The following is a 20,388-nucleotide window of genomic DNA, read 5'->3' on the forward strand; positions in this document are numbered from 1 at the left end:
GCGTCGGTTCATTGTTTCACGTGAAACAATGCCATGGGATCACCTAGTGAGCGTCGTTCGTCACTTTGCTGCACCAATGGTCACACACTCTGACTAATACGTGCCGATCTGCGGAAACATGCGGAAAACTCCGTATGTTTCACGTGAAACAACCACTATCCAGCTGCGGAAAGGCGCTGACACAGCTCCAGCGCGGCCTTACGATACGCGATCGCACCAACGTTGCGCGGGTCGTAGGTGATGACCGTCTGGCCGTAGCTCGGAGCCTCGGAAATGCGCACGGAACGCGGAATGACAGTCTCAAATGTCTGCTCGGGGAAGTGGGAGCGCACCTCGCTCTCGACCTCCTCGGACAGCCGCGTGCGCTTGTCCGCCATCGTCAGGAGCATGCCCGACACACGCAGGCCAGGGTTGAGATCCACGCCAATGCGCTCGACCGTGTTCCAGAGCTGGCTCAGGCCCTCGAGTGCGTAGTACTCGGCCTGAATCGGGATCATGACCTCGTCCGCGGCCACCATGACGTTCAAGGTCACGAGGCCGAGGGACGGCGGGCAGTCGATCAAGACGATGTCAATGTCCTGATGCTCGGCGACGTACTCACGCAGAGCATCTCGCAAGCGGTATTCGCGCCGGTCGACGTCAACGAGTTCGATCTCGGCACCAGACAGGTCGATCGTGGCCGGGCAGACGAGGATCCCATCGATATCGGGGCACGGCTGCACGACGTCCGCGACGCTGGCACCGCCGATGATGACGTCGTACGTGGAGGGCGTACCGGCCGGGTGCGGGACACCGAGAGCGCTGGACGCGTTACCCTGGGCGTCGGCGTCAACAACGACCACCGACAAGCCACCAATCGCGAGGCCCGCCGCGATGTTCACGGCCGACGTCGTCTTACCGACGCCCCCCTTCTGGTTCGCAACGGCAATAATGCGCGTGTGATCGGGGCGCGGGAATGTCGCGCGCTCGAGCATGGCCAGATCGTGCAGGTTGCGCTCGATCTGAGTCGACAGAGGGGTGTTGTTGGTACTCACGTGACACCTTCCTAGATACTGCCCCTAGTTTACGGGGAGACGCACACACTTCCAGCACGAAAGGCCCGTGATGCATCGAGGTGCACACAATCCCACTGACACGCGCGATAGCAGTGCAAAAACTCTTCTGTAGGATCGATTCTCCCGGCCGTCAATAAAAGCCAGACGAACCGTCAATCGAGGGAATCGATCTGACGGAACAACACGCCATTGTGTCCTGCGTCACTATATAAGGAGAGCACCGCAGCAACCGCCGCGACGCTCCCCTCCACCCACTCGGGGACGCGCTACTTGATACGCGTGCACACCACCACGTACGTGGATTCGTCCTCCATGATGGAGGGCACCTCGTGGATCTCGGCGCGCAGGTGGTGACGACGCAGCTCGGCCGAGGCCTCGTCCACCTCGATCGGAGCGCGGCGACCCTTGAGGGCCACGAGCGATCCGCCGGGGGCGATGAGCTTAGACGTCATGCGCACGAGCTTGCTCATGTTGGCGACGGCGCGGGCGGTGACCACGTCGGCCTTGCCCTTGCCGCGCAGCTCCTCGGCGCGCGCCTGGTGGATCGTCACGTTGTCGAGGCCGAGGTCCTCCACGACGTCCATGAGCCACTCGACGCGGCGCGCCATAGGCTCGGCCAGGTGCACGTCGAGCTCGGGGCGGCACGCAGCGATCACGATGCCGGGCAGGCCGGAGCCGGAGCCGACGTCGAGGACCTGGCGGCCGTCCTTGCGCGGCATGAAGTCCAGCACGGCGGCGGAGTTGACGATGTGGCGCGACCAGATGCGCTCCATGTCGCGAGGGCCGAGGAGGCCGCGGATCTCGCCCTCCTCCTCGAGCATGCGCGCGTACTCGGCGACCTCGGCGAAGGCCGGTCCGAAGAACTCGCGGACGGCCGACGTGGGCTCTTCTGGGACGAAGGGGTCGCCGACCTGGCGACCCCTTCCCGTCCCGTTCGGGTTCTCACTCACCGTCGGATTCCTCGGGGAGGATGACGACGCGGCGGTGGGGCTCGGCACCCTCGGACTCGGAGGTGAGGCCCTCGTCGGCGACCACGTCGTGGCACACCTTGCGCTCGAACGGGTTCATGGCGTCGAGCTTGACGGCCTCGCCGGTGGCGCGCACGCGGGCGATGGCCTCGCGGGTGATGTCCTGGAGTTCTTCCTTGCGCTCGGCGCGGAAGCCGGCGATGTCGAGCATGAGGCGCGAGCGCTCGCCGGTCTCGGTCTGGACGGCCAGGCGGGTGAGCTCCTGGAGGGCGTCCAGGACCTCGCCGTCCTCGCCCACGAGGCGGTCGAGGGCGTCGGGGTCGTCGGCGACGATTTCGACCGAGGCGCGGCCGTTTTCGACGTCGATTTCGATGTCGCCGTCGAGGTCGGCGATGTCGAGGAGTTCTTCCAGGTAGTCGGCGGCGAGCTCGCCTTCTTCTTCGAGGCGGGTCAGCTTGTCTGCGTTGTCGTCACTCATGACGTGTCCTCCGTAGTGGGGAATGGGGTCTTGCTGGTGTCCAGGTTACCGGCTGGCGGCCTGGAACCGTGAATCTGTGGTGGTCAGCGCTTGTTGCCGCGGCGGCGGGCCTTGCGGCGCTCGATGCGGCGACGCTCGATTTCCTCGGCGCTGAGCGATCCGTGGCCGGCCTGGGCCTCGGCGCTCTCGGAGGCGTCCTTCGACGAGGCCTTGGCGGCCTCGCGCTCGAGGGCGCGGCGGTCGCGGACCTGCTTCTGCAGTTCGGCGCGCTGAGCGGAGGCTTCCTGCTTGGCGATGCGCTTCTCGACGGCGAGGGCGAGGCCGCGCATCCACTGCTCGTCGGGGAGGGTCGTCCACTTCTGGGTGGCCAGGTTGCGGTAGACGGTGACGATCTCGCCGGTGGTCATGGAGGCGGGGAAGTCGGAGGCGACGTGCTGCTTCTTGGCCTTGGAGCGAACCTCGGCGAGGGTGCGCTCGTTGAGTTCGTCGACGCGCGGGTCGGTGGCGCTGTTGCCGAGGGCGGCGCGCTCACGGTCGTAGTTCTGGAAGTAGGGCTTGGCCCATTCCTGGTAGCCGGCCTCGCGCGAGGCGAGGAGGTCGACGTAGGCGGGGGAGCCGGGGGTGGGCATGACCTTGATGGTCCAGAAGGACTGGGCGAGGGCCCAGAAGGAGGCGGTCACGGTGTAGATGACGACGCCCATCTGGAAGAACGCGCCGGAGAAGATGAACATCAGCGGCATCACGTACATCATGGAGCGCTGCGACTGGGCCATCGGGTTGTCGCCCATGTCGGGCATGTTGCGCGAGAAGGACAGGCGCATGGAGGCAAACTGCAGGACGACCATGAGGACGATCGCGGCGATGAAGACCGCGACGATGGCGGGCTGGCCCCACGAGTCGCGCAGCGTGTGAGAGAGCGGGACGCCGAAGACGGTCGAGTTGACGATCTCGGTGGACACGGACGCGGTGAGCGGGCCGAGGTGGTCGGTCGAGTCGCCACGGTAGGTGTAGGTGCCGGCGGAGATGGAGGAGACCGCGATGATGGCGCGGTACATGCCGAAGAGGACAGGCATCTGCACGAGCATGGGCAGGCAGGAGGCGAAGGGCGAGACCTTGTGCTTGCGCTGGAGGGCCTGGGTCTCTTCCATCATTTTCTGACGGCTGACCTGGTCCTTCTTGCCCTTGTACTTCTCCTGGATCTTGCGCATTTCGGGCTGGATGGCCTGCATGGCGCGCGAGGAGCGGATCTGCTTGAGGAACAGCGGGATGATGGCGATGCGCACCAGGATGGTGAGCAGCACGATGGACAGGACCCACGCCATGCCGGAGCCGGAGGACATTCCGAGCAGCACGAGGAGGTCGTGGATCCAGACCCACACGTAGGAGATCGCCCACGCGAAGGGGTGGAGGATTGCGTCGAACATAGTTTTCGCTTTCGCCGTGGCGCGGGTGCGCCGCTGTGTCGTTGTTCCTTATATTCCCGAGGCCGTGGCAGGTTACTCGGTCAAGTCGTGTTCCGGGTCCAGTCCCATGGGGGCGGGGCGTTCCCAGTTGTCGTGCCCAGCCCAATCCTCGGGCGGAATCCAGGGGTCGGGCTTCCAGCGTCCACGCTCTGGTACGTGGTCTACTCCGCCGTGGCTCCAGGGGTTGCATCGCAGGAGCCGCCAGGAGGCGAGGATGATTCCTTTGATGGGCCCGTGGACACGGACCGCTTGGAGCGCGTAGGTGGAGCAGCTGGGGGCGTATCGACACCGGGGGCCGAGGGCCGGGGAGATGTAGCGCTGGTAGGCGACGATGGGGGCGGACACGAGCGCACCGAGGGCACGGCCCGCGACGCTCATCGTGCGTCCCACTTGCGCCACGCTCGCGCCATGACGCGGTCGAGGTGCTCGCCGAGTTCCTTGGAGGGGACGCCGAGGGCCTTGCGTGAGGCCCTCACGACGACCCGTGCTCCGTCGGGAAGATCGGCGACTCGGTCCCGCATGAGGTGGCGCAGCTGTCGCTTGACGCGGTTGCGTCCGTTGGCGCGCTTGATTTCCCGCTTGGGTACGACGAAACCGACGAGGCGACTGTTGCGTTCCTCGTCGGCTCGGACGTGGACGACGACCAGCGGATCTCCTGCTCGCGTTCCTTGTCGGATCGCGGCGGTGAAATCCGCTGGGTCAACCATGCGGTGCGCGCGCGGCAGCACCGGTGTGTCTCAGGCGGACAGCTTGGCGCGGCCCTTGCGGCGGCGGGCAGCCAGAATGGCGCGGCCGGCGCGGGTCGACATGCGCAGACGGAAGCCGTGCGTCTTCGAACGACGACGGTTGTTGGGCTGGTAGGTCCGCTTGGTGGTCACGGCAATTCTCCTCGGCGGGGAGTGGTTTCCCACTCGTATCGGTTGGGCTATCGACACGCGGTGCGCGCGATAGCGGGGACGCACGCCCGAAATGGGCGCAAACAAAGACCAAGACTAAGCGGATTGGGGGCGCACGTCAATGCGGCGACGTTACCCACCACGTCACACACAGTATCCACAGCTGTGCAAATCGCTGTGGATTGGACTCGTCCACAGAACGTGGATGACGAAAGTTATCCACAGGCTGTGTGTATTTTTGCTTTCCGCACGCTGATGCGGACCCAAAGTTGTAACTACAGGCCTGTGATTCTGTGATAGTTCTCCACAGCTTCATCCCCAGTCTGTGCATAACATGTGCGCGGACTACACTGCATGCATGTACAAGCGTCACGCACATCACCGAAAAGTCGTGACCGAACTCACCTGTTTTTGTGACCGGAGGTTGCCGTGGAGTCGGATTCCCTCACACGCGCGTGGGCTGCGGCCCTCGACGCGGTCCCCACGAATGAGCTGGGGCCCGTCGCCACGTCGATGCTGCGCTCCGCACGCCCCCTCGGCGACATCGAAGGCACGATCCTGCTCGCCGTCCCCAACGACTTCACCAAGCAGTGGATTGAAGATAAGGCGCAGTCAAAGCTGACGACCGCTCTGTCCGTGCACTTGGGCCGCACCGTACGCATCGCGATCACCGTCGATCCCTCGATCGAGGTCGTCACGCAAGAGGAAGAAAAGGAAGAAGAGGCCGCCCCGGTTACCCCCGAACCCGCGCCCGCTGCGCCCGCGCTTGCCCCGGCCTCGTCGAAGGAGGAGCACGAGGGCAGCGAGGAGCACCACTCCCCCGCCCTGGCCTCCTCGAACGCCGACTCGGGCCCGACGCACCTGAACCCAAAGTTCACCTTCGATACCTTCGTGATCGGTCCTTCGAACCGTTTCGCGCACGCCGCGGCCCTGGCGGCCTCCGAGAGCCCGGGAACGGCGTTCAATCCCCTCTTTATCTACGGCGACTCCGGGCTGGGCAAGACGCACCTGCTGCAGGCCATCGGCCACAACGCGCTGTCGATGATGCCCCACCTGAAGGTCCGCTACGTCAACTCCGAAGAGTTCACGAACGAGTTCATTAACGCGATTCGCCTCAATAAGACGGACAACTCCCAGGTCGAGGCGTTCCACCGCCGCTACCGCGAGCTCGACATCCTCCTCATCGACGACATTCAGTTCATCGGCGACAAGGAGCAGACGGTGGAAGGCTTCTTCCATACCTTTAATGCTCTGCACAGCGCCAACAAGCAGATCGTGCTGACCTCCGACCTGCCCCCGGCTCAGCTCAAGGGCTTCGAGGACCGCATGCGTTCGCGCTTCTCCTCCGGCCTGCTCGTGGACGTTCAGCCGCCAGATCTGGAGACCCGGATCGCGATCCTGCACAAGAAGGCGGACGCCGAGGGACTCGAGGTCACGCCTGAGGTCTTCGAGTACGTGGCCTCGCGCATCTCCTCGAACATCCGTGAGCTGGAGGGCGCGCTCGTGCGCATCGGCGCGTGGGCGTCGCTGTACCAGGAGCGCATCGACCTGAACCTCGCGCAGATGATGCTCAAGGACTTCGTGTCCAACCCGGACGACAACGAGATCACCGTCAGCCTCATTATGAGCCAGTGCGCCGTCTACTTCGGCGTGACGATCGAGCAGATGGGCTCCTCGGAGCGCAGCCACAACGTCGTCGAGGCCCGCCAGATCGCCATGTACCTGTGCCGCGAGCTCACCGACCTGTCGCTGCCCAAGATCGGACAGGCCTTCGGACGCGACCACACGACGGTCATGCACGCGAACAAGAAGATCTCCAAGCTCATGAAGGAAAAGCGCGAGACCTTCAACCACGTGTCGGAGCTTACAAACCGCATTAAGCAGAAGGCCAGAGAGTCGTGAAAGCCGCGCGGGCGCTGAGATAAGTCGGCGCCCGCGCTCAATTCACAGGAGTTGTGCACAGGCGGTGCACGAACGGGCTCGAGCTGTGGAGAAAAAGAGCCCTCCTGTGGATCTCAAAAAGTTGTCATTTGCTTCGTGCACAGGACCACGTGACGAATCCACAGCCTCGTCCCAGAATGACAACACAGAGATTTGACTGAAATTACGCCGCATAAGGGAGTTTTCCACAGAACTCACAACCCTTATGATGGAGGGACAGTCACATAACAAAAATTTTTTCACAGGCCTCCGTACAACAACGGCGACGCCGACGCGACACGATGGCGCACGCGAGGCGAATTTCCTGCCCCACGTGCGCACACTTGTGGGTAAAGTAGTATCCGATCCGTTTTGTGTTTTGGAGGCAGCTATGAAGTTCACCGTCGCCCGCGATGTTCTGGCCGAAGCCGTGTCGTGGACCGCCCGCGCGCTCCCGGTGCGTCCGGCCTCGCCGATCCTGGCTGGCGTGCGCATCAAGGCTGAGGGCGACGAGCTGACCCTGTCCTCCTTCGACTACGAGGTCTCCGCGAACTCGCACATTCCCGCCACCGTCGACGAGGCCGGCGAGGTTCTGGTCTCCGGACGCCTCCTGGCAGACATCTCTAAGTCACTGCCCTCCAAGCCTGTCTCCGTCGAGCTCGATGGCCAGAAGGTGAACCTGGTCTGCGGATCCTCGCACTTCACGCTCGCGGTGATGCCCCTGGACGAGTACCCGCTGCTGCCCGCACAGCCCACCACTGTTGGCGCGATCGACTCCTCGACGCTGTCGCAGGCCGTCTCCCAGGTGTCGATTGCCGCGTCGCGCGACGACACCCTGCCGCTGCTGACGGGCGTGCGCATCGAGATCAACGGCCCGGCGATCACGCTGCTGGCCACCGACCGCTACCGCCTCGCCATGCGCGAGCTGGATTGGGAGCCCGCCGACACCTCGATCGAAGAGGTCGCCCTGGTCAAGGCCCGCATCCTCCAGGACGTCGCCAAGTCGATGACCTCGGGTGCCAAGGTCGAGGTCGGCCTGTCCGGCGAATCCCAGCCCGGCGCCTCGTCCCTCATCGGCTTCACCGCCCAGGGTCGCCGCACAACCTCGACCCTCATGGACGGCGACTACCCCGCCGTGCGTCGCCTCTTCCCCGAGACCACGCCGATCCAGGCCGTCGTCGATCGTCACGCGCTGCTCGAGGCCGTCAAGCGTATGTCGCTGGTCGCCGAGCGCAAGACCTCCGTGCGCCTGGCTTTCACCGAGGGCCAGCTGGTCCTCGAGGCCGGTCAGGGCGACAACGCCCAGGCCTCCGAGGCCATCGAGGCGACCCTGCACGGCGACGACATTTCGACCGCGTTCAACCCGCAGTTCCTCATCGACGGCCTGCAGGTCCTGGACACCGACTACGTGCGCTTCGGCTTCACCCACCCCACGAAGCCGGCCGTCATCACGGGCCAGAAGAAGGCCGACGAGGGCGAGGTCACGCAGTTCCGCTACCTGCTGATGCCCATCCGCTTCGGCATCTGACGTGCGCGTCTCCCACCTGGCCCTCGACGACTTCCGCTCCTGGAAGCACGGGGTCGTCGAGCTGCCTGAGGGCCCCACGGTCCTGGTGGGCGCGAACGGCCAGGGAAAGACGAACCTCGTCGAGGCGCTCGCCTACCTGTCCACGTTCTCGTCGCACAGGGTCGGCGCGGAGGGCGCGCTCGTGCGCATCCCCATCGACGAGGCCGAGGCCGCCCCGGGTGGCGCCGTCATCCGCGCGCGGGTCGTAGCCTTCGGCCGCGAGCAGGTCATCGAGCTGGAGATCGTGCGCGGCAAGGCCAATCGTGCGCGCATCAACCGTGCGCAGGTCAAGCCCCGCGAGATTCTGGGCATCGTGCGCACGGTCGTGTTCGCCCCCGAGGATCTGTCCCTCGTACGCGGCGACCCGTCGGTGCGCCGCTCGTTCCTGGACGACCTGGCCACGCAGCTCTCCCCCATCCACGCCTCCGTGCGCTCCGACTTCGATCGTGTTGCGCGCCAGCGCGCCGCGCTCATGAAGGCCGCCCAGGCCTCGATCCGCCGCGGTCAGTCCCCCGACCTGTCGACCCTCGAGATCTGGGATCAGCAGTTTGCAGCGCTGTCCGCGCGCATCACGGCCACGCGCGCGTCCATCGCCTCGCGCCTGGAAGAGCCGGTCGCGCGCGCCTACGACGACGTGGCCGACTCCCCGCGCCACCTGCGCCTCGCCTTCGACGCCTCGGTTGACCGCGTCATCGGCACCGACCCCGATAACCCGGCCAGCGCGGACCTCACCGACGCGGAGGCCCAGACGCAGCGCATGCTCGCCGCCCTGACGTCCGTGCGCGAGAAGGAAACCGAGCGCGGCGTCAACCTCGTCGGCGCACACCGCGACGACCTGACCCTGGGCCTCGGCGCGATGCCCGTCAAGGGTTACGCGTCCCACGGCGAATCCTGGTCGGTCGCCCTCGCCCTGCGCCTCGGCGCCTTCGAACTCCTCAGCGACGATGGCGACACCCCGATCCTCATCCTCGACGACGTCTTCGCCGAGCTCGACTCCTCGCGCCGTGAGGGCCTGGCCGCCCTGGCCTCGAAAGCCGAGCAGATCATCGTCACCTGCGCGGTCGCTGGCGACCTGCCCGCCTCCCTCGACCACCACGCCCTGCACGTGCGCCTCGACCCCGAGCGCGGCACCGTCATCGACGGACCCGACGATGAGTGAGTGTGGCGGCCGCGCCGACGCGGACTTCTCCGACGCGGACTTCTCCGACGCTGGCCTGGAGCCCGGGGTCGTGGGCTTCGGCGATGCCCCCGACGAAGAAGCCGACGAGTTCGTCGTCCGCGCCCTCGAACGCGCCCAAAGCGTCGCCCGCACGCACGGATACACCCGCTCGACCCTGCCCTCGTGGGGCCTCGACGAAACGCGGCCCCGCCGCAGCCTCGACGGAACCAGCGAATACGCCGCCATCGAAACCGACGGCTTCGGACGCCTCGCCGGCAGTGAGGACGATGCCCAGGCGCGAGCCGCAGCCCGAGCCGCCGCCTACCGTCACGCCAATGGGATCGAGGCCCCGGCCTCGTCGAATGAGGAGGACCCCGAGGGCGACCTCGCGGCCCTGCGCCAAGCCCTCGAAGGAACCGGCGCCTCGTGGAGCCGCGCCCCCGGCATGGCCGCCATGCGCCCGCGCTACCGCCGGGCCAACTCGCTGGGCGCGATCCTGGCGCGCACAATCAAAGCCCGCGAATGGGACACCCCCACGAAAATGGGCTCGATCATGGCGAAATGGCGTGCCATCGTCGGCCCGCAGGTCGCAGAACACGCCCATATCGAGACCTTCGAAGGCCACCGCCTCGTCGTGCGCACCGACTCCACCGCCTGGGCCAAACAGCTCCAGCTCCTCCTGCCCACCATCGAGCGCCGCATCGCCGAAGAGGTCGGCTCGGGCGTCGTCGAACAAGTCATCATCCGAGGCCCCGTCGCCCCCTCGTGGAGGAAAGGCCCCTACGTCGTGCGTGGCCGAGGCCCGCGCGCCGACTACGGGTAGGTCACTAGGCGAGAAAATGAGCGGGGGACTCCCCCACATGGCCGGATTTTGTTAGTCTTCAACTGAATCCCGCACACTAGTGCGAATTTGACGAGGAGTAACAATGAGCAATCCGTACGCACAACAGGGCGGTAACGGGTGGGGAAACAACCCCCAGGGGCAGCAGGGCTACGGCCAGGGCGCCTACGGCGGGCAACCCCAACAGCAGGGCTACGGGAACGGCCAGTATGGCGCCGGGCCCCAGCAGGGCTACGGGCAGAACGCATCCAACCCGTACGGCGCTGCAAACACGCAGAACCCCTATGGCGGCCAGAGCGCGTCCGATCCCTACGGCGGCCAGAGCAACGCAAATCCCTACGGCAGCCAAGGCGGCAACGCCTACGGTATGCAGAACCAGGGCGGCTACCCGCAGGGCTACGGGCAGCCTGGGATGTCACCGATGGGCGCTCCCCAGCAGAAGTCGAAGACTCCCCTCATCGTTGGCGTCGTCGCGGGCGTCGTCGTCCTCCTCATGATCGGCGGCCTCGTGGTCTGGGGCCTGCTCGGCTCCGGTTCGAGGAGCGCCTCGGAGCCGTCCTCGGATCCCTCTTCGTCCTCGTCGGGCGGTTCCTCGAGCGGTTCCGGTTCGGGGTCGTCAAGTGGTTCCGGCTCGTCGAGTGGTAGCAAGGGCTCGGGGTCGTCGAGCGGTTCCGGCTCGTCGAGCGGTAGCAAGGGCCCCGGTTCGTCGAAGGGAAACAACGGTTCGAAAGACCACTACGAAGCTGATCTTGCCGGCGGCACCGTCCACGTCGAGAGCACGAAGATCGAGTTGGGCCCGACTGACGACGACGGTGACCCGACTGTAGTCGCAACCTACACGGTCACCAACAACAACAAGAGCGAGGACGTGAGTGCCTTTCTTGCGCTACCCATGATGTATCAGAACGATCAGTTCCTGGAATCCGCGACATTCATGAAGAAAGATCTCCCGGGCTATGACCCCATCGATCTGTTGAAGAAAATGAATGTGGGCGAGACCAAGACAGTCGTCATCGGCTACAAGCTCAAGAGCACCACGGACACCGTCACCATCTTCGGACTCGACATGTTCGACACTGACCATGATCTTGAGCCCTTCTTCTGGGATCCGAAGTGATCTGACACCACCCTTGCTGGCCTGCATCGACAGGCACACGCCGCGCTGCGGCGGTGACCGCAATGCAGGCGGTCGCTCCGCCTGAACGCACGCATCGGGGCCGCCCTCCCAGCCGGGAGGGCGGCCCCGTGTGTCCCAGCCACAACCACAATCGGCATGTGACTCATCACAGTCGAGTTTTCGTTGCAATCACACAGTTTGTAAAGTAACCCTCCGAGCCTGTCAATCCCGGGTACGAGCGCCACTTTTGGTAGAATCTACAAGGTTAAACATCTATTTTCGCGCACTGCGAGGGGAGCCACGTGGCTGACAACGAGAAGACCGCCGAAGGCGAGCAGTCCTACGGCGCATCGGACATCACCGTCCTCGAGGGCCTGGAAGCCGTCCGCAAGCGCCCGGGCATGTACATCGGATCCACCGGCGAACGCGGCCTGCACCACCTGGTGTACGAGGTCGTCGACAACTCCGTCGACGAGGCCCTGGCCGGCTACGCCGACCACATCGAGGTCACGATCCAGGCAGACGGCGGCATCAAGGTCGTCGACAACGGCCGAGGCATCCCCGTCGACGAGCACCCCACCGAGCACAAGCCCACCGTCGAGGTCGTCATGACGATCCTCCACGCCGGCGGCAAGTTCGGCGGCGGCGGATACGCCGTCTCCGGCGGCCTGCACGGCGTCGGCATCTCCGTCGTCAACGCCCTCTCCACCCGCGTGAACACCGAAATCCGCCGCCAGGGCTACGTGTGGCGCATGTCGTTCGCAAACGGCGGCACCCCCATCACCCCCCTCGAACGCGGCGAAGCAACCGACGAAACCGGCACCACGCAGGTCTTCTACCCGGACCCCGAAATCTTCGAAACCGTCGAATTCGACTTCGAAACCCTGCGCCAGCGCTTCCAGCAGATGGCCTTCCTCAACAAGGGCCTGCGCATCACCCTGACCGACGAGCGCGAGTCCGCCACCGACGAAGGCGACGAGATCGCCGGCGGCGAGGAGGCCTCGGAGAAGAAGACCAAGGGCCACCGCACCGTCACCTACTGCTACGAGCACGGCCTGCGCGACTACGTCGAATACCTCGACTCCGCCAAGAAATCCGACACGATCAACAACGAGATCATCGACTTCGAAGCCGAAAACGACGAAGGCACCATGAGCGTGGAAATCGCCATGCAGTGGACCACCGCCTACTCCTCCTCCGTCCACACCTTTGCCAACACCATCAACACCACCGAAGGCGGCATGCACGAGGAGGGCTTCCGCACCGCGCTCACCTCCCTCGTCAACCGCTACGGCCGCGACAAGGGCATCATCCGTGACAAGGACGACAACCTCACCGGTGACGATGTCCGCGAAGGCCTGACCGCCGTCATCTCGATCAAGCTCACCGAGCCCCAGTTCGAGGGCCAGACGAAGACCAAGCTCGGCAACACCGAGGCCCGCACCTTCGTCGCCCAGCAGGTCTACTCCAAGCTCACCGACTGGTTCGACGCCCACCCCGCCGACGCCAAGGCCATCATCAACAAGGGCCAGGCCGCCCAGGCCGCCCGCGTCGCCGCCCGCAAGGCCCGCGAGGCCACCCGCCGCAAGGGCGTCCTCGAGTCGGCTTCGATGCCCGGCAAGCTGCGCGACTGCTCCTCGCGCACGCCCTCCGAGTGCGAAATCTTCATCGTTGAGGGTGACTCCGCAGGCGGCTCCGCCGTCGGCGGCCGCGACCCCGAGCGCCAGGCCATTCTGCCGATCCGCGGCAAGATCCTTAACGTCGAAAAGGCGCGCCTGGACCGAGCCCTGTCCTCGGACACGATCCGCTCGCTCATCACCGCCTTCGGCACCGGTATCGGCGAAGACTTCGACATCTCGAAGCTGCGCTACGGCAAGATCGTCATCATGGCGGACGCCGACGTCGACGGCCAGCACATCGCCACGCTGCTGCTGACCCTCCTCTTCCGCTACATGCGCCCCCTCATCGAAGGCGGCCACACCTTCATCGCGATGCCCCCGCTGTACCGCATCAAGTGGACCAACGCCGAGCACGAATTCGCATACTCCGACAAGGAACGCGACGAACTGCTCGCCGCCGGCGCCGCCGCGAACCGCCGCCTGCCCAAGGAAGGCGGCATCCAGCGCTACAAGGGCCTCGGCGAAATGAACGACCATGAACTGTGGGAGACCACCATGGATCCGGAACACCGAATCCTCAAGCAGGTCACCCTCGACGAGGCCGCAGACGCCGATGAAACCTTCACGATCCTCATGGGCGACGACGTCGACCGACGCCGCACCTTCATCCAGCGCAACGCCACCGACGTGCGCTTCCTCGACATCTGACAAAACAACGACCAGCCCAGCCCCGGCCTCGTACCGAGCGGGCCTGATCGAGCAGAAACAACGTAAGGAAAAACGTGAGCGACGAGCAGACTACTGACGCGCGGCACATCTCGGACACCGAGCGCATCCGCCAGGTCGACCTGCAAAAAGAGATGCAGCGCTCCTACCTCGACTACGCGATGAGCGTCATCGTCGGACGCGCCCTGCCCGACGTGCGCGACGGCCTCAAGCCCGTCCACCGCCGCGTCCTGTACGCCATGTACGACGGCGGATACCGCCCCACCTCCTCGTTCTCCAAGTCCTCCCGCGTCGTCGGCGAGGTCATGGGTAACTACCACCCCCACGGTGACGCCGCGATCTACGACGCCCTCGCGCGCCTCGTGCAGCCCTGGTCGCTGCGCTACCCCCTCGTCGCCGGCCAGGGTAACTTCGGCACCCCCGGCAACCTGGGCCCCGCAGCCCCCCGTTACACCGAGTGCAAGATGGCGCCCCTGGCCATGGAAATGGTCCGCGACATCGACGAAGAATGCGTCGATTTCCAGGACAACTACGACGGCCGCAACCAGGAACCCACCATCCTGCCCGCCCGCTTCCCGAACCTCCTGGCCAACGGCTCCGAAGGCATCGCCGTCGGCATGGCCACGCGCATCCCGCCGCACAACCTGCGCGAACTCGCGCGCGGCGTCCAGTGGGCACTCGACAACCCCGAGGCCTCGCGCGAAGAACTCCTCGAAGCACTCCTCAAGCTCATCCCCGGACCCGACTTCCCCACCGGCGCCACCATCCTGGGCCACAAGGGCATCGAAGATGCCTACCGCACCGGCCGCGGCTCCATCACGCAGCGCGCCGTCGTCAACGTCGAAGAAATCCAGGGCCGCCAGTGCCTCGTCGTCACCGAACTGCCCTACCAGGTCAACCCCGATAACCTGGCCGACAAGATCGCCCAGCTCGTGCGCGACGGACAAATCGGCGGCATCGCCGACATCCGCGACGAAACCTCCGGCCGTACCGGCCAGCGCCTCGTCATCGTCCTCAAGCGCGACGCCGTCGCCAAGGTCGTCCTCAACAACCTCTACAAGCGCACCAGCCTGCAGGAGAACTTCTCCGCCAACATGCTCGCGCTCGTCGACGGCGTCCCCCGCACCCTGTCCATCGACGGCTTCATCCGCCACTGGATCACCCACCAGATGGACGTCATCGTGCGCCGCACGCAGTTCCGCCTGCGCAAGGCCCTCGAACGCCTGCACATCCTCGAAGGCTACCTGAAGGCCCTCGACGCCCTCGACGAGGTCATCGCCCTCATCCGCCGCTCCCCCACCGTCGACGAGGCCCGCGCTGGCCTGATCGAACTGCTCGACGTGGACGCCATCCAGGCCGACGCAATCCTGGCCCTCCAGCTGCGTCGCCTCGCCGCCCTCGAGCGCCAGAAGATCATGGACGAGCACGCCGAACTCAAGGCCCGCGTCGACGACCTCAACGACATCCTCGCCAAGCCCGAGCGCCAGCGCGCCATCATCTCCACCGAACTCGGCGAAATCGTCGACAAGTTCGGTGACGAGCGCCGCACCCGCATCCTCCCCTTCGACGGGGAAATGTCGATGGAAGACCTCATCCCCGAAGAGGACGTCGTCGTCACCATCACCCGGGACGGCTTCGCCAAGCGCACCCGCACGGACAACTACCGCTCGCAGAAGCGCGGCGGCAAGGGCGTGCGCGGCACCCAGCTGCGCGGCGACGACGTGGTCGAACACTTCTTCGTCACGACCACGCACAACTGGCTGCTCTTCTTCACCAACCTCGGACGCGTCTACCGCGCCAAGGCCTACGAAATCCCCGAAGGCGGTCGCGACGCCAAGGGCCAGCACGTCGCCAACCTGCTGGCCTTCCAGCCCGACGAGCACATCGCACAGGTCCTCGCGATCCGCACCTACGAGGACGCCGACTACCTGGTCCTGGCCACCAAGCGCGGCCTGGTCAAGAAGACCCCGCTGAGCCTGTACAACTCGCCCCGCTCCGGCGGCATCATCGCCATCAACCTGCGCGAAGACGAGGACGGCAAGCCCGACGAGCTGGTCTCCGCACAGACCATCATGGCCGACGAAGACCTCATCCTCGTCTCCCGCGACGGCCAAGCCGTGCGCTTCACCGCCACCGACGAGCAGCTGCGCTCCATGGGCCGCTCCACCTCCGGCGTGCGCGGCATGAAGTTCCGCGGCGACGACGAGCTCCTCAGCATGGAGGTCCCGCGCGAGAACACCGACCTGCTGATCGTCACCGAATCCGGCTACGCCAAGCGCACTCCCGTCGACGAATACCCGACCAAGTCGCGCGGCACCCTCGGCGTGCGCGTCGGCAAGCTCGTCGATGAACGCGGCGGCCTCGTCGGCGCACTCGTCGTGCGCCCCGATGAAGACGTCATGGTCATCACCGAATCCGGCAAGCTCGTCCAGGTCAACGCCTCCGACGTGCGACCCACCGCCCGCAACACCATGGGCGTCATCTTCGCCCGCCCCGACGAGGGTGACCGCATCATCGCAATCACCCGCAACCCCGACTCCGGCGACGAAGAAACCGACGAGACCGAAGCCGTCGACGCCCTCGATGCGGTCGAGGTTGCGGAGGGCGCCGAGGGAGCCGACACCCCCGCGGACGAGGCCACGGCCTCTGAGGGCGGCGAGACCGCAGCCGACGAGAACTGACGCGCGATCACGGGACGAGGCCCCCGCCTCGTCCCGTGATCAAGCTTCCAAAGCGGCGCGGAACCAGCGCCAGAGCCGGGCGATGCGGTAGCCTGGCAGGTAGGAAGTGCGACCTGGAAGGAAACCCATGAGCGACCACGTCTCGAGCGCCCGCAGCGACGCTCCCCGCCGAGTTGACCTGGCGATCGCGCGCATCGACGCGTGGACCGTCATGAAGGTCTCCTTCCTCCTGTCCGTCGCCCTGGGCATCGCGATGGTCGTCGCCACGATCGTCCTGTGGCTCATGGTCGACGCCATGCACGTCTTCAGCCAGATCGAAGACTTCCTGCAGACCGTCGGCGCCGGCCGCTTCGCGGACCTACTCGACTACGCCCGACTGCCGCGCGTCATCTCCTACGCGACCATCGTCGCCGTCATCAACGTCATCCTGCTCACCGCCCTGTCGACGCTGGGAGCCATGCTCTACAACGTCGTCGCCTCGCTGGTGGGCGGCGTCAAGGTGTCCCTCATGGATGAGTGAGGGCACTCGCGCAAGGGGTCGGCTCACGCCGGCCCCTTTTGCTATACCTCGGGACGGTGGTCCGATTCCCCCCATCTCCACAACGTGGCCCCTCCAGGTTGCTGTTCAGGGGCGCGCAGTGGTGACGGTGGTTTCACGTTGGCCTGCATCAGTGGTCGCAGTGGTGTTGTTGGTTTTAATATCGCCACGTCGCCGCGTCCGGTGCGCGAAAAAGTTCGCCCTGCGCGCTCGAAACACTCCAAATTTGACGTTTTTGAGGTTGCTGGGCGAATTTTGTCGCGGGTTGAGTGGGGGAGGGGCCGTGCCGGGCGAATTTTGTCGCGTCTGTCGGCCCGCCACCGTCCCCGGAACAGTCCCTGGCCCGACACTACCCCGGCCCTGCCACCGTCCCCGGAACAGTTCCTGGCCCGACACTACCCCGGCCCTGCCGCTGCCCACCGGCACCGCGGCCTGGCCCGTCGGCACAGCAATTTCGCATGCAATTCCCCAGCAGCTTGTTCAAACATTGAATTTGCATCGTTGGAATTGCAACGTTTTCTGGGTTTGTTGAAATTTGGTCCAATCGAATTGCATGCGAAATTTGTTTGGCTGGGGTCTTGCTGCCGTCTGAGCAATTTCGCACGTAATTCCCCAGCAGCTTGTTCAAACATTGAATTTGCATCGTTGGGATTGCAACGTTTTCGGGTGGTCTCGAAAAGTGACCGTGCGAAATTATGTGCGAAATTTTTCTGGCGCTGGCCCTGCGAACCCGTGTTGGCCCTGCCAACCGGCCGCCTGCACCGCGCCCTGGCCTTCCGGCCCCCCGATCCCCCCGATCCCTCTGGCCCCTCCGGTTCCTTCGGTGCCCTACACGCCGGTGGTGCCTGGTGTGTTGTGTTGGCTCGCTCGATCTCTGCCGCGCGTTCGGTACAAAATTCTCCCTGCTCGGCTTCTTGGTGGTGACAACGGTATAAAACTCTCCCTGCATGTAGAAAAAGCGCCAAATTAAGCCATTTCGGGCGAGCGGGGAGAGTTTTGTACCGGAAGTGGGGCCGTGTGGCTCGTGCTGGGAGAGTTTTGTACCGGAAGTTGGGCCGTGTGGCTCGTGCGGGGAGAGTTTTGTACCGGAAGTGGCCCCGCGTGGTTGTTGTTGGGCGAATAATGTCGTGCTCTGGCGTAGTCCTCGTGCCGGTTGGTGGGCTATGGCAGCGCCCTGGCGCCGCCCACGGGCACCGCGGCCAGGCCGTTTGGACTCTCCGGCGCTCCATGCATCGGCGGTGGTGGGGTTGTGCGCGAAAAAGTTCGCCCTGCGCGCTCGAAACACCCCAAATTTGACGTTTTTGAGGTTGCTGGGCGAATTTTGTCGCGGGTTGAGTGGGGGAGGGGCCGTGCCGGGCGAATTTTGTCGCGTCTGTCGGCCCGCCACCGTCCCCGGAACAGTCCCTGGCCCGACACTACCCCGGCCCCGCCAGCGCCTTGCGGCCCCGCCACCATACTTTGCGGTGCCTCGGCACCCCCACATCGGCGTCGGTGGGGGGTTTTGCACTACATGACGATCTTCTACGGCGTGTCGCCGGCGTGTCGGACCCCCGTGTCGTGCAATTCCCCCCGATTGGTGGCGCGAGCCCGCGACTTGAGGGGACATGACCGCCAAAGTGCAGAGCTATTGGGTGACAATCGCTGAAAATGGCCTGTTTTTGCTGAATGGGTCTGCGTTTTGGCGGGTTTGGCGTCTGTCGTGGTGTGTTGGTCGCACGTAAACCGCTGAAGATGTGCGTTAACCCCTTGATACGCACGTAAACCCCTTGATGCGCACGTAAACCGCTAGGTATGCGTCTGGGCGGCGGTGCCCACGCGCATACCATCGGACCCACGTGCGGATGATCGGGCCCACGTGCGCATTGAAGGGCCCAGATGATCACCTCCTGGGTTCGGGACACCACTTATCGGGCCCACACGCGCATTAGAGGGCCCACGTAGCCACCTGCGGGAGCGGCGTCGCTAGATTGTGCAAATCCGCGTTGGGTGTGCCCACAGTGCCGCACGAACAATGCGGCGCAGAAGGGCGCCTGATCGCGAGAGATGACGCCCATCGAATTCCAATGAGGCATCCTGCAGGCGCCACGCATACGGATTGTGGCTTAGCGGACCGGGCCACCCAGATGCGACGACGGTGGCTGGTGCAGGCAAGGGCAGGAGCGGGCTCACCCACGAACCAGCCGTCACGTAGATGCGCATGAGCTCGTCAATGCCGTCGAAAAATCCATCGTCGATAACAGCAGCAGGGAAACCAACGGGATCGAAGGCATGCACGAAAGAAAGCGTCGGGGGAGTGGTAGCCGCCGCCGCATAGAGCGCACAATTGGCGCCCTTCGAGTGACCGAGCACCACGACCGGCCCCTTCGCGCGCGACGCCGCATACGCCAGGTAGTTGGCGGCCCACCGCTGCGAATCCGTGGGAAAATCAAGGCCAAATCGGGCATCCTCCGCCCACCCGACCGCGCTCGCATCCGTGCCGCGGAAGACCACATAGGTGGCCCCGGCCTCGTCGATGAAGGTGGCGGCGCCGAACTGAGCGAGCGGGCGCGTCCCCAACCGAGTGACCGCATCGCACACGCGCAGGCCGCCGAATCGCGCGCTGGAGTCGGCAGCCTCGAGGAGCGGACGATCCTCGTGTGTCGGCGATGAATAGCGATACAGGGAAGGGATGGACGAGGCCTGGGCGACCTCCCGGAGCAGGCAACCGCGCGGGGAACGAGGCCCGGGCAGCGCGTGGAAATCCACGTAGACCAGGCAGGAGAGGGCGAGGGCGTCGGCGGGGGAGAGGTCCGCCTGAAGTGGCGAGTGAGCCTGACGAACGTAGTCAAGGATCGTAGCCACGACGCGCTGATTCCCTCCTTTGAGAGCGGTGAAAACTCGTCGTGTTCGACGTCACGAACTCTCGATTTTGCCGGATGGCCCTGTGCTGTGTACTATATCCGAGTGCCCGCAAGGGTGCCGGTTGGGCCTATAGCTCAGTAGGTTAGAGCGCAGTCCTGATAAGACTGAGGTCGGTGGTTCGAGCCCACCTAGGCCCACCATCCGCAGGCGAGCGAAAGCGGAGGATCATCATGAAGAAATGGGTCACCTGTTGTGTGGCTGTCGGATCCGTCGTGGCCGTGGGCATCGTCGTTCGACAAATTCTGGTTGATCTTTCCGATAATGCTGACCTGTGGACGTCCGTGACGGACACCGTGGAGGACTGAGTCTCTCCAACGGGGCTATGGCGCAATTGGTAGCGCACCTGCTTTGCAAGCAGGGGGTTACGGGTTCGAGTCCCGTTAGCTCCACGCTTCACCCGCAACCTGATGGTTGCGGGTTTTTTGCATGTGAACTTCGTCAAGTCTTATGGGACGAATG

The 20,388-nt window shown here is 65.0% G+C and carries 17 protein-coding genes and 2 tRNA genes; 11 read left to right on the plus strand and 8 right to left on the minus strand.

Going from position 1 to position 20,388, the window contains the following annotated elements; all coding sequences use genetic code 11:
• Positions 1 to 155 precede the first annotated feature (155 nt).
• The 7 genes from QP415_RS04360 to rpmH all read right to left on the minus strand — a co-directional run bounded on the left by QP415_RS04360 (position 156) and on the right by rpmH (position 4,842).
• Positions 156 to 1,034: a ParA family protein gene (locus tag QP415_RS04360; RefSeq protein ID WP_285098970.1), complete on the minus strand. Its 879-nt coding sequence runs from the start codon at positions 1,032 to 1,034 to the stop codon at positions 156 to 158.
• A gap of 287 nt (positions 1,035 to 1,321) precedes the next feature.
• Positions 1,322 to 2,005, minus strand: a complete 684-nt coding sequence (gene rsmG / locus QP415_RS04365) for a 16S rRNA (guanine(527)-N(7))-methyltransferase RsmG (protein WP_285098972.1) — start codon at positions 2,003 to 2,005, stop codon at positions 1,322 to 1,324.
• Entirely contained in the window at positions 1,998 to 2,501 is a 504-nt protein-coding gene (locus tag QP415_RS04370; protein ID WP_016460669.1) for a Jag family protein, read from the minus strand. The genes rsmG and QP415_RS04370 overlap by 8 nt, the downstream gene beginning before the upstream one ends.
• Before the next feature lie 83 nt (positions 2,502 to 2,584).
• Complete coding sequence (yidC, locus tag QP415_RS04375) at positions 2,585 to 3,925, minus strand: membrane protein insertase YidC (RefSeq protein WP_016460670.1); 1,341 nt, start codon at positions 3,923 to 3,925, stop codon at positions 2,585 to 2,587.
• Positions 3,926 to 3,997: 72 nt separating this feature from the next.
• Entirely contained in the window at positions 3,998 to 4,342 is a 345-nt protein-coding gene (yidD, locus tag QP415_RS04380) for a membrane protein insertion efficiency factor YidD (protein WP_016460671.1), read from the minus strand.
• A complete protein-coding gene (gene rnpA, locus QP415_RS04385) occupies positions 4,339 to 4,692 on the minus strand; it encodes a ribonuclease P protein component (protein ID WP_016460672.1) in 354 nt (117 codons plus the stop codon). Before rnpA ends, yidD begins: the two co-directional genes overlap by 4 nt.
• Positions 4,693 to 4,701: 9 nt before the next feature.
• Positions 4,702 to 4,842, minus strand: coding sequence for a 50S ribosomal protein L34 (gene rpmH / locus QP415_RS04390; protein ID WP_009212821.1), 141 nt, complete (start codon positions 4,840 to 4,842; stop codon positions 4,702 to 4,704).
• Positions 4,843 to 5,289: 447 nt separating this feature from the next.
• On the opposite strand from rpmH, the gene dnaA reads away from it, so the two are divergent.
• The 8 genes from dnaA (at position 5,290) to QP415_RS04430 (ending at position 17,010) form a co-directional block, all read left to right on the plus strand.
• Positions 5,290 to 6,762, plus strand: a complete 1,473-nt coding sequence (gene dnaA / locus QP415_RS04395; RefSeq protein ID WP_285098976.1) for a chromosomal replication initiator protein DnaA — start codon at positions 5,290 to 5,292, stop codon at positions 6,760 to 6,762.
• A gap of 409 nt (positions 6,763 to 7,171) precedes the next feature.
• Positions 7,172 to 8,308: a DNA polymerase III subunit beta gene (dnaN, locus tag QP415_RS04400; protein WP_016460674.1), complete on the plus strand. Its 1,137-nt coding sequence runs from the start codon at positions 7,172 to 7,174 to the stop codon at positions 8,306 to 8,308.
• 1 nt (position 8,309) lies between these two features.
• The gene (gene recF, locus QP415_RS04405) at positions 8,310 to 9,506 is read left to right on the plus strand and encodes a DNA replication/repair protein RecF (RefSeq protein WP_285098978.1); all 1,197 of its coding nucleotides are present in this window, start codon (positions 8,310 to 8,312) and stop codon (positions 9,504 to 9,506) included.
• Positions 9,499 to 10,329, plus strand: coding sequence for a DUF721 domain-containing protein (locus QP415_RS04410; RefSeq protein ID WP_285098980.1), 831 nt, complete (start codon positions 9,499 to 9,501; stop codon positions 10,327 to 10,329). Before recF ends, QP415_RS04410 begins: the two co-directional genes overlap by 8 nt.
• Positions 10,330 to 10,432: 103 nt before the next feature.
• Positions 10,433 to 11,464, plus strand: coding sequence for a DUF5067 domain-containing protein (locus tag QP415_RS04415; protein ID WP_285098982.1), 1,032 nt, complete (start codon positions 10,433 to 10,435; stop codon positions 11,462 to 11,464).
• Positions 11,465 to 11,766: 302 nt separating this feature from the next.
• Complete coding sequence (gene gyrB, locus QP415_RS04420; RefSeq protein ID WP_285098984.1) at positions 11,767 to 13,791, plus strand: DNA topoisomerase (ATP-hydrolyzing) subunit B; 2,025 nt, start codon at positions 11,767 to 11,769, stop codon at positions 13,789 to 13,791.
• Between the two features lie 74 nt (positions 13,792 to 13,865).
• Positions 13,866 to 16,490, plus strand: coding sequence for a DNA gyrase subunit A (gyrA, locus tag QP415_RS04425; protein ID WP_285098985.1), 2,625 nt, complete (start codon positions 13,866 to 13,868; stop codon positions 16,488 to 16,490).
• A 127-nt stretch (positions 16,491 to 16,617) separates the two neighbouring features.
• On the plus strand, positions 16,618 to 17,010 hold the full coding sequence (locus QP415_RS04430) for a DUF3566 domain-containing protein (protein WP_016460680.1): 393 nt from the start codon (positions 16,618 to 16,620) through the stop codon (positions 17,008 to 17,010).
• A 1,980-nt stretch (positions 17,011 to 18,990) separates the two neighbouring features.
• Here QP415_RS04430 and QP415_RS04435 read toward each other — a convergent pair.
• Positions 18,991 to 19,869: an Mbeg1-like protein gene (locus QP415_RS04435; RefSeq protein WP_285098986.1), complete on the minus strand. Its 879-nt coding sequence runs from the start codon at positions 19,867 to 19,869 to the stop codon at positions 18,991 to 18,993.
• A 123-nt stretch (positions 19,870 to 19,992) separates the two neighbouring features.
• On the opposite strand from QP415_RS04435, the gene QP415_RS04440 reads away from it, so the two are divergent.
• From QP415_RS04440 to QP415_RS04450, 3 genes are all read left to right on the plus strand, one after another.
• Positions 19,993 to 20,069: transfer RNA gene (locus QP415_RS04440), tRNA-Ile, on the plus strand.
• A 30-nt stretch (positions 20,070 to 20,099) separates the two neighbouring features.
• On the plus strand, positions 20,100 to 20,234 hold the full coding sequence (locus tag QP415_RS04445) for a DLW-39 family protein (protein ID WP_285098988.1): 135 nt from the start codon (positions 20,100 to 20,102) through the stop codon (positions 20,232 to 20,234).
• 11 nt (positions 20,235 to 20,245) lie between these two features.
• Positions 20,246 to 20,318: transfer RNA gene (locus QP415_RS04450), tRNA-Ala, on the plus strand.
• Positions 20,319 to 20,388 lie beyond the last annotated feature (70 nt).

This window comes from Pauljensenia sp. UMB3104 (assembly GCF_030217285.1).
Lineage (GTDB): Bacteria > Actinomycetota > Actinomycetes > Actinomycetales > Actinomycetaceae > Pauljensenia.